Below are 12,757 nucleotides of genomic sequence, written 5' to 3'. Positions count from 1 at the left end.
ATGACATCCGAGCGCAACGCAGTGGCTTTTCGTGCTGCGTCGGACGACGTGGCGCACGGCGAGTCCGTGGCTGTTTCAGTCGCGGAAGACCATATGCACGCGGCCGGAACCATTAAATGGTTCGACGGGACGCGGGGCTACGGTTTCCTGATTCCCGATGATGAAGATGGCGATATCCTCATCCACTTTTCCGTATTGCGTGATCATGGTCGCCGGACATTGCCTGAAGGTGCACGGATCGAATGTTATTTCGTCGAGCGGGACCGCGGTAGGCAGGCCACTGAAATCCTCTCGATCGATGTTGAGGGCTGCGACAACTACGCGCATTCGCGTCCTGAGGGCAGTGACGCGGAAGACGCGGCACTTGAAGAGGCGGCGGGCGATTTCGAAACAGTGACTGTAAAATGGTTCAATCGTCTCAAAGGCTATGGCTTTCTCGTCCGTGACGATGAGGATCGCGACGTATTCATTCATATGGAGATCGTACGCCGGTCGGGCCTGGGCGAGATCGATACTGGGGATCGCTTGCAAGCGCGCATCGCCGACGGTGGAAAAGGGCCCCTTGCGGTTGCGCTCGCGCACTGCGAATAGCAGGCAATGATCAGAAAAATTTCCGGACTTGTAATCTTCAGCGCAATCGCGCTCGCGGGGTGCCGAGCCGAATCACAGCCGCGTCCCAATCCACCTGCCACTCAGGAAACGGTGGAATCGCCCGAAGAGGCGGCTGTGGAAACCATTGCTGTCACTATTCAACTCGCCGATGGCGGGCGTCACATATTCAATGTGGAGACTGCGATCACGGCTGAGGAGCAGCGGCGTGGACTGATGTTTCGCGAATCCCTGCCGCAAGACGGGGGGATGATCTTCCCCTTTGAATATCCCCGCTATGCCAGTTTCTGGATGCGCAACACGATGATCCCGCTCGATATGATCTTTATCCGGGCGGACGGTGTCATCACCAATATTGCCCGCGAAACCGAGCCCTATACGCTGGATTCCAATGTTTCGATCGAGCCCGTCATTGCCGTCCTGGAAATTGATGGCGGCCGTGCGGCGGAACTCGGTATTGATGCTGGAGACCGTGTCAGCTGGGCCGGCGGACCTGGCGCTGCCGAATAGGCGCAGGCAGTTAGGCGCAGATGAATCGCAACAACGGTTGGCGCGCCCGGCAAGAGACGCTAAACGCCGAACCACTATGCGATTTTTGAAAATGATCTTCACCTGGTGGGAAGGGGCCACAATTGGCACCGCCCTGTATTCCGCCCGCAAGGGCCGTCATGTCGCCACGGACGACAGCGGCAACCGCTATTATGAGAGCAAGAAGGGCCCACGGCGTCGCTGGGTAATCTATCCCGGTGGCAATGACGCCAGCAATGTTCCGGCGGAATGGCACGGATGGCTGCATCAAACCGTCGAAGATGTGCCCGATCAAAGCCTGCCACCGGCGCGCGCGTGGGAATCGCCATACACGAAGAACCTTACGGGCACGGACGAAGCCTATCGACCGGCCGGCGATCTTGAACAAGGTGGCAAACGTGCGGGCGCTAGCGGCGACTACGAGGCCTGGAGCCCAAGTTGAGCACGGTGCGCAATCATCTGTTTGAGGCACTGGTGGGCCTGGTCGTTGTTATCGCGGCAATCTGGCTCGTCTTCACCTTCATCGGCCGAACGGCGAGCGGAGCGGGTAGTGATGCAATTGAGGTTACCGCCTATTTCCCGAATGTGAGCGGAATCTCGGTGGGTACCGATGTTCGGGTGGCTGGCCTCTCCATCGGTGAAGTAACGGCGATTACGCTCAATCCGGAAGATTATCAGGCGGAAGTCCGCATGGCGATCGACCCGGGGACTAATCTTCCCAATGACAGCAGCGCAGCGATAACCAGCGAAGGCTTGCTGGGCGGTAGTTTCATATCGATGCTGCCCGGTGGTTCGGATGAAGCCTTGCGGGCCGACGATGTCATTCTCGACACCCAGGGTGCGATCGACATGACCGGCCTGATTGGCTCGATGATCAACGATTCCGGTGGCAGTGATGGTGGTATGGATGACACCATGTCGGACACGTTCGGCGATACCATGAGCGACGAGTTTGTCGCCGATCCCGCCGATGCTGAAGATCCGCTTCCATGATCCGCGGTGTGGCGGTTGTCGCCTGTGCAGCCTTGGCTGCCTGCGGTTCGGCTGAAGAAGTCCCTGATGAAGCACCGCCGAGTGAATTGACGCTCGATCAGAATCGAAGCGGCGCGGATGACGACACGCTGAATGTCGACGATATCGAGATCGTCGGCGATCTTCCCGTGAATATGGCGGGTGTGACGCCCATGGAAGATCGGGTTGCGGTGCTTGGCCTGCTCAACAAGCGCAACGGCTTGTCGCGCGAAATCCGGTTGCAGCCGGGCGAATCAACGCGGGTGGGCGACGTTCTGGTCCGCCTGCGCGCATGCGAAGTGACCGCACCATGGGAGCCGCAACAGCTCACCGGCGCCTTTGTGCAGCTATTTGTTCGGGATCGTGACGCAAATGGCGACGACGATAGCTGGAACCGGGTTTTCTCGGGCTGGCTCTATAAAGAGCGCCCGGCGCTCAATGTGGTCGAGCATCGCCTTTATGATGTCTGGCCCAAAGCCTGCGAAATGACATATCCGGATAGCGCGCCGTCTTCCCCAGTACCGTCTCCGCCTTCCAGTGCGGACAGGTCTCCGCCGGTTGCAGAGACTGTGCCCGATGGCCCCAGCGGCGACAGCGCAGCGTCCAGCAACGACGCATAATCTTCTTTGCTGATCTCGATCGCGCCTAACGAGGCGAGATGATCGGTCATGAATTGGCAATCGAGAAGCTCGAATTCGCCGGCGCGCATCCGCGCGACAAGATGCGCCAGCGCGACTTTGGACGCATCCGACATCCGGCTGAACATGCTCTCGCCAAAAAAGGCGCGGCCCAGCCTGACGCCATAAAGGCCGCCGACCAGCTCATCATCCATCCAGCATTCGATCGAATGGGCATGGCCGCGCTCGTGCAACTCGCCATAGGCCTTCTGGATCGCCGGATTGATCCATGTGTCCGGACGATCCGGGCGGGATTCAGCACAGGCCGAAACAACCGCATCAAACGCCGTGTCCAGTGTCACGCGATAGCGATCGGAGCGGATGGTCTTGGCGAGCGATCTCGATACACGCAACCCGTCCAGTGGCAGGATAGCGCGTTTCTTGGGGTCGACCCAGAACACATCGGAGGCGTCTCGGCTATCGGCCATCGGAAACACGCCAATCGCATAGGCGCGCAGCAACATGGTCGGATCAAGCAAGTCCACGGGCGCAATGATAGCGTTTCCGCGCCAAGCCGTCATCGGCTGTTGCGGGAGGCATGTTAGAGTTTTGAGATTTTCCGTTCCACGCCGCGCCACAATTTGGCGAAGGCTTTGCCGGCCGGCGAATTGGGCGCAAAAGCTCCCACTGGTTTTCGATGGGCCGCCATTTGTTCAACCGCGCTGGCATAGGGGATTACCGGCCAGCGCTTTTCTCGCTCCAGAGCCGCTTTGTGAAGATTGCGACGCCGATCGACCATGGTGAAAACCGGCAGGATAGCCGTGCGGCCCTTGTGATTGCGCTGAACGTGATCGACCACGGTATCGAAGGCTCGCTCCGAAAGTGGTGAGGGAATTACCGGAACCAGCACAATATCCGCAGCGCGCAGTATCTGATCGCTGGTCTCACTGAGCCCGGGCGGGCAATCGAGGATGACGCGATCATAGTCGCGCGCGACGCTATCGATGATCTTGAGGAGTCGCTTCTTCTTTCCGAAAGAGAAGAACATATGGTCGAGGTCACGCAAAGAGGAATCGGCGGCTAACAGGTCGAGCCGCTCGATATCGGTTTTGCGGATCAGTTTGCGGGGTTTGACCTCTTGGTCATAGACGCCTTCGGCGCGGCGCTTGGGTTTCTTGCCCGTTTGAACGAGATAGGTCGCCGCGGCCTGTTGATCGAGATCCCATAGCAAGGTCCGCCGCGATGAAAGCGTGGCGGCGCTCCACGCAAGATTCACCGCCAGCGTGGTTTTTCCGACGCCGCCCTTCATGCTGTAGATCGCAATTGTGCACATGGGTACGTATCTAGCGACCTCTTGCTCGCCAGCCAAATAGCGAGCCCGGCTGCCATCCCATTTTGGGACGCTTCTTCTATAGGTTACTCGGCGGGTTCTTCTTCTGCCACCGGATACAGCGTTGCCATCCATGACGCGACATCGGCGGCGCTGCGATCGGGGGCTTCTTCCATCGGAATATGGCCGATTTCCGGATAGGCGATCAGCGCGCTGTCCGGGATATGTTCGTCAAACCACTGGCCCGCTTCGAGCGGAACAAGTGTGTCCTCTGCACCCCATATCAGCAGGGTAGGGGTCGATATGCTGGCCATGGTTTCCGGGCTCGCCACAGTGCGCTCGGCGCGATTGCGAGCCCGCGTCGCGGCACGATTACCCGGATAGCGAAGCAGATCATGATAACGATCGACCATCGCGTCATCGATCATCGCCTGGTTGCTGACACTCTGGCGCAACGAGCGCTCGACCATTGAACGTGGCGTTATCTTTTGCATGAGCGAGGAGATGACTGGCATGGACGCAATCCGGAAGCCGATCGGAATCTTGCGTGGCTGCGCGTCTGGCGCGCCTGAGCCGCCGACAAGCATGAGTCCGTCGAGCCGGTCACCATGCGCCAATGCATAGTTCCAGGAGACCCAGCCGCCCATTGAACTGCCGCCGATCACAAAACGATCAAGCTCAAGCGCTTCGGCCACGCCCTGTGCTGTCTCAACAAAGACATGCGTATCGTAATTGCCATCTGGGGTCGGGCCGGTCAGACCATGGCCTGGCTGGTCATAAGTGATGACGCGATAGTCCTCGGACAGTCGCTCGACCCAGGGTTCCCAAGTCTGCAACGAAGCGCTCGATCCGTGAAGTAGCATGATAACCGGCGCATCACGCGGGCCATGATCGCGGACATGGACGGTCAGGCCAGTATCGAGTTCGATAAATTGCGACGCGTCATTGGCGTATATTGCGCGCAGCTCGTCGGCATCGCGATCGGGGGTCCAGAACCAAACGATCGCACCAACTATGACAATCAATAGGGTCAGCGCAGTCCATTTGAGAAACTTCTTCATTGGCGCGCTCCCAGTGTGTCAGGCGTTAGATGATTTCCTTGACGAGATCCTGCGGTCGGCAGAGCCGGACGCCGTTTTTCGTTTCAACGATCGGCCGATTGATGAGAATCGGGTTCTTGATCATCGCATCGAGAATTTGATCATCGCTGATATCCGGGTCGTTCAGCCCGAGCTCCTTGGCAAGCGGTTCCTTGGAACGCAGCCCGTCGCGCGCCGTAATGCCGGCTTTCTTGTAAAGCTCTTTCAGCTTTGCCTTGGTTGGCGTGTCGTTGAGATATTCGATCACTCGCACGGCAATAGCTGGCGCTTTTTCTAGTATTTCCAGCGTCTTGCGAGATGTGCCGCACCGCGGATTATGGTAGATAATGGCCTGCATCGAACGAATTACTCCTGTACCTTCGATAATTTTTCCAGAACCGCCATCGCCTCGTCACGCCGTGCCCAGGGCACAAAGACATGATCGTGATGATATGCCGCAACTATATTGGCACTGATCCCGGCTTCGGCAAGAACCCCGGAGATTTTTGCCGTTAGCCCGACTGCGCTCAACGCGCTGTTAGCGCCAATCGTGATTTTTGCCCAGCCCCCTTCATGATCAAGGCCAATGCCCTCCATGATCGATGCGAGCGCGATCACGCTTGCGCCTTCGGCTTCGGCAAAGGTGGCGACCGGCACCAAACCTTGTGGCCACCCTGTACCCATCGGGATTGTTGCAAAGCCATGCTCCTCTTCGGCAAGCATAGGCTTCAGATCGCGCAGCAGCGCATCAAGATCGGATTCGCCGGGCATTAGTTGGCCTGATCGGCGCTATTGTTTCGGTCGAGCCATTCCTCGAGCCATTTGATCGTATAATTGCCATCGAGAAAATCGGGATCGTCGAGCAATGCCTGATGCAGGGGCAGCGTCGTATCGACACCCTCGATCACCATTTCTTCCAGCGCGCGGCGCAGCCGCATGATGCATTTGTTGCGGCTAGATCCATAGACGATCAGCTTGGCGATCATGGAATCATAATAAGGCGGGATCGAATAACCGGTATAGAGGCCGCTATCGACGCGAACATGCATGCCACCCGCCGCATGATAGTTGATCACCTTGCCGGGTGATGGGGCGAAGGTTTTCGCGTTTTCCGCGTTGATCCGGCATTCGATCGCATGGCCGGTAAAGGTTACCTCATCCTGTGTTACCGACAGCGGTTGGCCTGCGGCGACTAAGATCTGCTCGCGCACCAGATCGAGCCCGGTGATCATTTCGGTCACCGGATGTTCGACCTGCAGCCGCGTATTCATTTCGATGAAATAGAAACCGCCATTCTCGTAGAGAAACTCGATCGTACCCGCACCGCGATAACCCATATCGGCCATGGCTTTGGCACAGATATCGCCCATTCGCTCACGTTCTTCGGCTGTAATTGTCGGTCCCGGTGCTTCTTCCAGCACTTTCTGGTGGCGGCGTTGCAGCGAACAATCGCGTTCGCCCAGATGGACGGCATTGCCTTTGCCATCTCCAAATATCTGAAACTCGATATGGCGTGGATTGCCGAGGAATTTCTCAAGATAGACCGTGTCGTCGCCAAAGGCCGATTTCGCTTCCGACCCGGCTTGTTTCATCAAGGTTTCGAGTTGGCTCGCTTCAGGCACGACTTTCATGCCGCGACCGCCGCCGCCGGATGCAGCCTTCACGATCAGCGGATAACCGATGTCAGCGCCGATCTTCTTGGCTTCGCTATATTCGCGCACCGCGCCATCGGAGCCAGGGACCAGCGGCAAGCCAAGCTTGCCGGCCGTTTTCTTGGCTTCCACCTTGTCGCCCATGATGCGGATATGTTCAGGCTTCGGCCCGATCCATATAATGTCATGGTCCTCGACGATCTTGGCGAATTTTTCATTTTCGGAGAGAAAACCATAGCCGGGATGGATGGCATCCGCCTGACTGATCTCTGCAGCCGATATGATATTCGGGATGCTTAGATAGCTGTCGGTCGCCGATGGCGGCCCGATACACACAGCCTCATCTGCAAGCTTTACATGCTTCGCCTCCGCATCGGCGGTCGAATGCACAGCCACCGTCTTGATGCCCATTTCATGGCAAGCGCGATGGATGCGCAGCGCGATTTCGCCGCGGTTGGCAATCAGGACTTTCTCGATCACGATGGCCGCCTATTCGATCGTTACGAGCGGCTGATTGAACTCAACCGGTTCGGCATTCTCGACGAGGAGGGCCGTAACCTTGCCGGATTTGTCGGCGATGATCGGGTTCATGACCTTCATCGCCTCAATAATGAGCAGCGTATCGCCTTCGGAGACCGAATCGCCAACCGAGACAAACTGGTCTGCGCCCGGTTCCGGTGCCAAATAGACTGTTCCAACCATCGGAGAATTGACTGCGCCCACCAAATTTTCTGCTGCCGGAGCCGGTGCAGCAGCCGCAGGAGCTGATGCCGGTGCGGCAGCCGGCGCAGCCGCGATCGGAGCGGCGACGGGCGCTGGTGCGGCGACCGCAACGGCGCTGCCAGCGCGCGATACACGGATGCTGCGATTTCCATCTTCTACTTCGATTTCGGTGAGATTGGCATCGTCCAACAGCTCTGCCAGCTGGCGCACGAGATCGGCGTCGACATTCATGGTGCCTTTTTCGGCACCTTTAGAGGTCGTCATAGCAAACCCTTTATCCCTGTTGCCGGTACGAAACCGGACTGCAAGAGGCGGCTTTTACTCAAAGCTGCATGGCCGCGTCCAGCGCCAGCAGATAGGAAAATGCCCCGAATCCCGAAATAGTGCCTTTTGCGGCCTCGCCGACATAGCTTTTATGTCGAAACGCCTCCCGTGCATGCGGATTTGAGAGATGGACCTCGATAACCGGCACCGAAACCGCCTTTATCGCGTCATGCAAAGCAACTGAAGTGTGCGTGAAACCGGCTGCATTCAATAGGATAGCCTTGGCATTATCGCCCTGGGCTTCGTGAATCCAGTCGATCAAATGTCCCTCATGATTGGATTGACGCACTTCAACGTCAACGCCCAGTTCCTGCGCCCGATCTTCCAGTTTCCCGGCGATATCGTCGAGCGTATCAGACCCATAAATTTCCGGCTCGCGCAGCCCGAGCAGGTTCAAATTTGGCCCGTTCAGAACAAAGATCACGGGTTTATCGCTCATTGGCCTAGCCTTTTGGTTGCGGCGATGCGGGGCGGACACCTATATGCGGCTCGGATCGTAACGCAAAGGCAGGATGCAGCAATGACAAGTGACGGCACGATATCGATACAGGTGAATGGTGAGCATCGCCGTATCCATCCGGGTCTGTCGCTGGCTGCCTTTGCAAGCGAAGCGCTGGGTCTGGATCCAGCGAAGATTGCGGTTGAACGCAACCTTGAAGTGGTACCGCGCTCGACGCTGGCCGATGTCCTGGTTGAAGATGGTGACACGTTGGAGATCGTGCATTTCGTTGGTGGCGGTGACCATCGGGATGACGATAGCTGGACGGTTGCTGGCCAGACTTTCACCTCCCGGCTTATTGTCGGCACCGGCAAATATAAGGATTTTGAAGAGAATGCGGCGGCGCTTGAAGCATCGGGTGCAGAGATCATTACCGTCGCCGTGCGCCGGGTGAATGTTTCGGATCCCAATGCGCCGATGCTGACCGATTTCATCGATCCCAGACGCTTTACCTATCTACCAAACACGGCAGGCTGCTTTACCGCGGACGAAGCGATCCGGACGCTCAGGCTTGCGCGCGAAGCCGGCGGCTGGGATCTCGTGAAGCTCGAAGTGCTGGGTGAGGCGAAGACGCTCTATCCCGATATGCGCGAGACGCTGACGGCCACTGAGACGCTTGCCAATGAAGGCTTCAAGCCCATGGTGTATTGCGTTGATGATCCGATCGCGGCGAAACAGCTGGAAGCGGCCGGAGCTGTGGCGGTGATGCCGCTGGGCGCACCGATTGGCTCAGGCCTTGGTATCCAGAACCGGGTGACAATCCGGTTGATTGTCGAGGGCGCTTCGGTGCCGGTACTGGTAGACGCTGGTGTCGGTACGGCGTCCGATGCGGCCGTCGCCATGGAGCTGGGCTGTGACGGGGTGCTGATGAACACCGCGATCGCCGAAGCCAAGGAACCGGTCCGCATGGCCCGGGCGATGAAGCTGGCGGTTGAGGCGGGACGCGAAGCCTATCGCAGCGGCCGGATGGCAACGCGGAAATATGCCGATCCCTCTAGCCCATTGGCGGGGTTGATCTAAACTCATTGGTCGTTCGTCGAAAACGAACCGCAGGTTGCTTTACTCCGCGACGATTTCGCGGTGTACGACACTCGTCGGAGATACCTGGTTTCTACTGCCCCTGTAGTTAAACCGGGTCGCATTGGGCCATCATCGCTTGATCGGTGATGGCCCTTTCGATTCAGGCGCTTGTCGCGGCGCGCACCTTTGCCACAGATGTCCCAGCCGCCAGCTGATCCTCAACATCGATCTTCAGATGGAGGAGGCGCACACCGGTTTCTGCCTTGGCGCGATCGAGCGCACCGGCGAAGTCTGCGGTCTTCTCGATCGTTTCCGACCAGCAGCCATAGGCTTTCGCTAACGCGGCGAAATCGGGGTTGCTCAGCGCGGTCCCGGATAACCGTTCGGGATAGTTGCGCTCCTGATGCATGCGGATCGTGCCATAGCTGCCATTGTCGATCACCATCACCAACATATTGCAGCCATGCTGGACTGCGGTCGCCAATTCCTGCCCGTTCATCAGAAAGTCGCCATCACCCGCTACCGCAATCACCTGGCGATCCGGATTGCGCAGCGACGCCGCGACAGCAGCCGGTACGCCATAGCCCATCGCGCCCGCCGTCGGGGCGAGCTGGCTTACCGGGCCGGTGTAGCGCCAGAAGCGATGCCACCAGCCTGAAAAATTCCCGGCACCGTTGCAGATGATGCTGTCAGCGGGGAGCGCTTCGCATGCCGTGCCGACACATTGGGCAAGATCGAGTGCGAGATCGTCATTCGGGGTTACGCTGTTCCAGGCTTCCCATTCGGTATGCGCGTCCTTGCCGCAGTCGAAATCGATAATGTCATGCTCCCAGAGCGAGGCTTCCTCGGAGAACTCCCGCATATCCGCGCAGATGGCGAGATCGGTGCGATAGACGCTGCCGAGTTCCTCGGGATCAGGATGGACCTGAATCACGGTCTGATCCGGATGATCGGGGGTGATTAGCGTATAGCCATCGGTCGTCGCTTCGCCGAGCCGGGCGCCGACCACGAGCAGCAAATCGGCCGCCCTGATCCGCTCGAGCAGCTTCGGATTGGGCCCATAGCCAAGATTGCCGGCCCAAACCGGGCTCTCATTGGGTATCGCGTCCTGGCGACGGAAACCGCAGGCTACCGGAATACCAATATCTTCGGCAAAGTTCTGGAAATAGTGCGATGCGCCCGCGCACCAATCTGCGCCACCGACAATGGCGACCGGCGAAACGGCGTCCTTGAGAAGCTCCATCATCACCGCCATCGCTTCAGGGTCCGGATGCTGGGCCGGACGGATAACTTTCGGGCGATCGGCTGCTTCGACAGTGTCACGCAGCATGTCTTCGGGCAGCGCGAGAACGACGGGTCCGGGACGCCCGTTCATCGCGACCGAATAGGCCCGCGCGATATATTCGGGGATCCGCTCGGCCTGGTCGATCTTTGCTGCCCATTTGCACATCGGGCCGAACATTGCCGGAAAGTCGATCTCCTGAAACGCTTCGCGATCCTTGTCGCCGCGCCCCACATCGCCGATGAAATAGATCATCGGCACCGAATCCTGCATCGCCACATGGACACCGATTGAACCATTGGTCGCCCCGGGTCCGCGCGTGACGAAGGCGATACCCGGATGGCCCGTCATCGCACCGTCAGCGGCCGCCATGAAAGATACACCGCCTTCCTGACGGCACACGACGAGATCGATTGCGTCCTTGTCATGCAGGGCATCGAGGACAGCGAGATAGCTTTCGCCGGGCACGCAGAATATCCGGTCGCAGCCCTGCTCAACGAGATTATCGACGAGGATCTGGCCGCCGGTGCGAGAGGTCGATGCGTCGCTCATGCCTGATGCACCGCTTTGGTGACCATATAGGCTTCCAAGCCTTCTGGCCCGTCCTCACTGCCGAAGCCGGATTCCTTCACCCCGCCAAAGGGTGCGTCGACCGCACTGATACCGACTGTGTTGATACCGACCATGCCGCTTTCGATCGCATCGCCCAGCAACATCGCCTGACGGCCATTTTCGGTGAACGCGAAGGCAGCAAGGCCATAGGGGAGGCGGTTTGCCTGTTCGATTGCTTCATCGAGCGTCGCAAAGGGTCGCATCATCGCGACCGGGCCAAAGGGTTCATTCGCCATGATCTGAGCATCGAGCGGGACGTCAGCGATCACGGTCGGGCGGAAGAAAAAGCCGCTCTCGCCAAGAACATCGCCGCCGGTTGTGATCCGCGCACCTTTGTCCGCTGCATCGGCGATGAGCGCGCCGACCGCTTCGGGGCGTCGCTCATTGGCGAGCGGACCCATTTCGGTTGCATCTTCAAGGCCATTGCCGACGGTCAGCTGTTCGGTGCGTTTGGTGAACTCGTCGACAAACCGATCATAGATGCCGTTCTGGACGTAGAAACGCGTCGGGCTGACACAGACCTGGCCGGCATTACGGAATTTCTGCGGGACGATAATGTCGAGCGTGCGATCGAGATCGCAATCGTCAAAGACCAGCACGGGCGCATGGCCGCCCAACTCCATCGTTGTCCGCTTCACGCCATCTGCGGCAAGCTTCATCAGATGCTTGCCGACGGGCACCGAACCGGTGAAGCTGATCTTGCGGATGATCGGCGAGGCGATGAGATGCGTGCTGACCTGGTCGGGCACACCAAACACCATCTGTGCGACATGGCCGGGCACGCCTGCATCCAATACGCAGCGCATGAGCGCCATGCAGCACGCCGGTGTTTCTTCCGGCGGCTTGCAGATGATTGAACAGCCCGCCGCCAGCGCTGGTGCGAGCTTACGGGCCATCAGGAAGAGCGGGAAATTCCACGGGCTAAATGCGGCAACGGGACCCACCGGTTGCTTGATGACGATCGAGCGCTGCCCGGTCGGACGAACCAACACCCGGCCTTGAGCGCGTTTCGCTTCTTCAGCAAAATAATCAAATAATCCCGCCGCACCATGTACTTCACCGGCGGCTTCCTTGACTGGCTTGCCTTGTTCCAATGTGAGCAGCGGCGCGATATCATTGGCCCGGTCCCGCAACAGATCGGCTGCCTTGCGCAAGACAGCGCCACGCTCATTGACGTCTTTTGCCTTCCACTCGCGAAAACCAAGCTCAGCTGCAGCCAGCGCGCGATCAAGATCGTCGCTATTGGCCAAAGGCAAGGCGGCCAGTGTCTCTCCGGTTGCCGGATTAATAACGTCCTGGGTCTGCCGGTCCCCGGCCTCAACCCATTCGCCATCGACATGAAAGCGTAAATCTTGCGGATATTCGGTCGTCATTTGTTGCGTCCCTTTGTTCCCTTCGTCATGCTGAACTTGTTTCAGCATCCACTTATCACCCTGCTCCGGTGTGTAGATTGAGGAGTGAACCCTGAAAC

General features: G+C 58.6%; 15 protein-coding genes and 1 pseudogene. 6 read left to right on the top strand and 10 right to left on the bottom strand.

Translation table 11 applies throughout. The annotated features are described in order from the left end of the window. From HFP51_RS07130 to HFP51_RS07110, 5 genes and pseudogenes are all read left to right on the top strand, one after another. Complete coding sequence (locus tag HFP51_RS07130) at positions 1-591, top strand: cold-shock protein (protein ID WP_255454962.1); 591 nt, start codon at positions 1-3, stop codon at positions 589-591. A 6-nt stretch (positions 592-597) separates the two neighbouring features. Continuing rightward, the gene (locus HFP51_RS07125) at positions 598-1,119 is read left to right on the top strand and encodes a DUF192 domain-containing protein (protein ID WP_176875080.1); all 522 of its coding nucleotides are present in this window, start codon (positions 598-600) and stop codon (positions 1,117-1,119) included. Between the two features lie 76 nt (positions 1,120-1,195). Beyond that, positions 1,196-1,579 carry an NADH:ubiquinone oxidoreductase subunit NDUFA12 gene (locus tag HFP51_RS07120; RefSeq protein ID WP_176875079.1) on the top strand — a complete coding sequence of 128 codons (384 nt, stop codon included), beginning with the start codon at positions 1,196-1,198 and terminating at the stop codon, positions 1,577-1,579. A 5-nt stretch (positions 1,580-1,584) separates the two neighbouring features. Beyond that, complete coding sequence (mlaD, locus tag HFP51_RS07115) at positions 1,585-2,130, top strand: outer membrane lipid asymmetry maintenance protein MlaD (RefSeq protein WP_255454970.1); 546 nt, start codon at positions 1,585-1,587, stop codon at positions 2,128-2,130. Beyond that, positions 2,127-2,570: pseudogene (locus HFP51_RS07110) on the top strand (DUF2155 domain-containing protein); the annotation flags it as partial. The gene mlaD and the pseudogene HFP51_RS07110, both read left to right, overlap by 4 nt. 35 nt (positions 2,571-2,605) lie before the next feature. Here the strand turns inward: HFP51_RS07110 and aat are convergent. The 8 genes from aat to aroQ all read right to left on the bottom strand — a co-directional run bounded on the left by aat (position 2,606) and on the right by aroQ (position 8,312). Then, on the bottom strand, positions 2,606-3,346 hold the full coding sequence (gene aat, locus HFP51_RS07105; protein WP_176875077.1) for a leucyl/phenylalanyl-tRNA--protein transferase: 741 nt from the start codon (positions 3,344-3,346) through the stop codon (positions 2,606-2,608). 20 nt (positions 3,347-3,366) lie between these two features. After that, complete coding sequence (locus tag HFP51_RS07100; protein WP_176875076.1) at positions 3,367-4,098, bottom strand: ParA family protein; 732 nt, start codon at positions 4,096-4,098, stop codon at positions 3,367-3,369. Between the two features lie 83 nt (positions 4,099-4,181). Next, entirely contained in the window at positions 4,182-5,156 is a 975-nt protein-coding gene (locus tag HFP51_RS07095) for an alpha/beta fold hydrolase (protein WP_176875075.1), read from the bottom strand. Positions 5,157-5,181: 25 nt separating this feature from the next. Continuing rightward, on the bottom strand, positions 5,182-5,532 hold the full coding sequence (gene arsC, locus HFP51_RS07090) for an arsenate reductase (glutaredoxin) (RefSeq protein WP_176875074.1): 351 nt from the start codon (positions 5,530-5,532) through the stop codon (positions 5,182-5,184). 8 nt (positions 5,533-5,540) lie between these two features. Next, a complete protein-coding gene (locus HFP51_RS07085; RefSeq protein WP_176875073.1) occupies positions 5,541-5,945 on the bottom strand; it encodes an ACT domain-containing protein in 405 nt (134 codons plus the stop codon). Continuing rightward, complete coding sequence (gene accC, locus HFP51_RS07080; RefSeq protein ID WP_176876585.1) at positions 5,945-7,309, bottom strand: acetyl-CoA carboxylase biotin carboxylase subunit; 1,365 nt, start codon at positions 7,307-7,309, stop codon at positions 5,945-5,947. The genes HFP51_RS07085 and accC overlap by 1 nt, the downstream gene beginning before the upstream one ends. A 6-nt stretch (positions 7,310-7,315) precedes the next feature. After that, complete coding sequence (gene accB, locus HFP51_RS07075) at positions 7,316-7,813, bottom strand: acetyl-CoA carboxylase biotin carboxyl carrier protein (protein ID WP_255454961.1); 498 nt, start codon at positions 7,811-7,813, stop codon at positions 7,316-7,318. 58 nt (positions 7,814-7,871) lie between these two features. Further along, positions 7,872-8,312, bottom strand: a complete 441-nt coding sequence (gene aroQ / locus HFP51_RS07070; protein ID WP_176875072.1) for a type II 3-dehydroquinate dehydratase — start codon at positions 8,310-8,312, stop codon at positions 7,872-7,874. An 81-nt stretch (positions 8,313-8,393) separates the two neighbouring features. Between aroQ and thiS the strand changes: the two genes are divergently transcribed. Further along, entirely contained in the window at positions 8,394-9,392 is a 999-nt protein-coding gene (thiS, locus tag HFP51_RS07065; RefSeq protein WP_176875071.1) for a sulfur carrier protein ThiS, read from the top strand. Between the two features lie 160 nt (positions 9,393-9,552). Here the strand turns inward: thiS and HFP51_RS07060 are convergent, their stop codons facing one another. Together HFP51_RS07060 and HFP51_RS07055 are read right to left on the bottom strand one after the other, a co-directional pair. After that, the gene (locus HFP51_RS07060; RefSeq protein ID WP_176875070.1) at positions 9,553-11,226 is read right to left on the bottom strand and encodes a thiamine pyrophosphate-binding protein; all 1,674 of its coding nucleotides are present in this window, start codon (positions 11,224-11,226) and stop codon (positions 9,553-9,555) included. Beyond that, on the bottom strand, positions 11,223-12,659 hold the full coding sequence (locus tag HFP51_RS07055) for an NAD-dependent succinate-semialdehyde dehydrogenase (protein WP_176875069.1): 1,437 nt from the start codon (positions 12,657-12,659) through the stop codon (positions 11,223-11,225). The genes HFP51_RS07060 and HFP51_RS07055 overlap by 4 nt, the downstream gene beginning before the upstream one ends. Between the last annotated feature and the right edge of the window lie 98 nt (positions 12,660-12,757).

Origin of the sequence: Parasphingopyxis sp. CP4, assembly GCF_013378055.1 — a bacterium.
GTDB lineage: Bacteria > Pseudomonadota > Alphaproteobacteria > Sphingomonadales > Sphingomonadaceae > Parasphingopyxis.
This window is presented reverse-complemented; position numbering and strand designations above follow the sequence as displayed.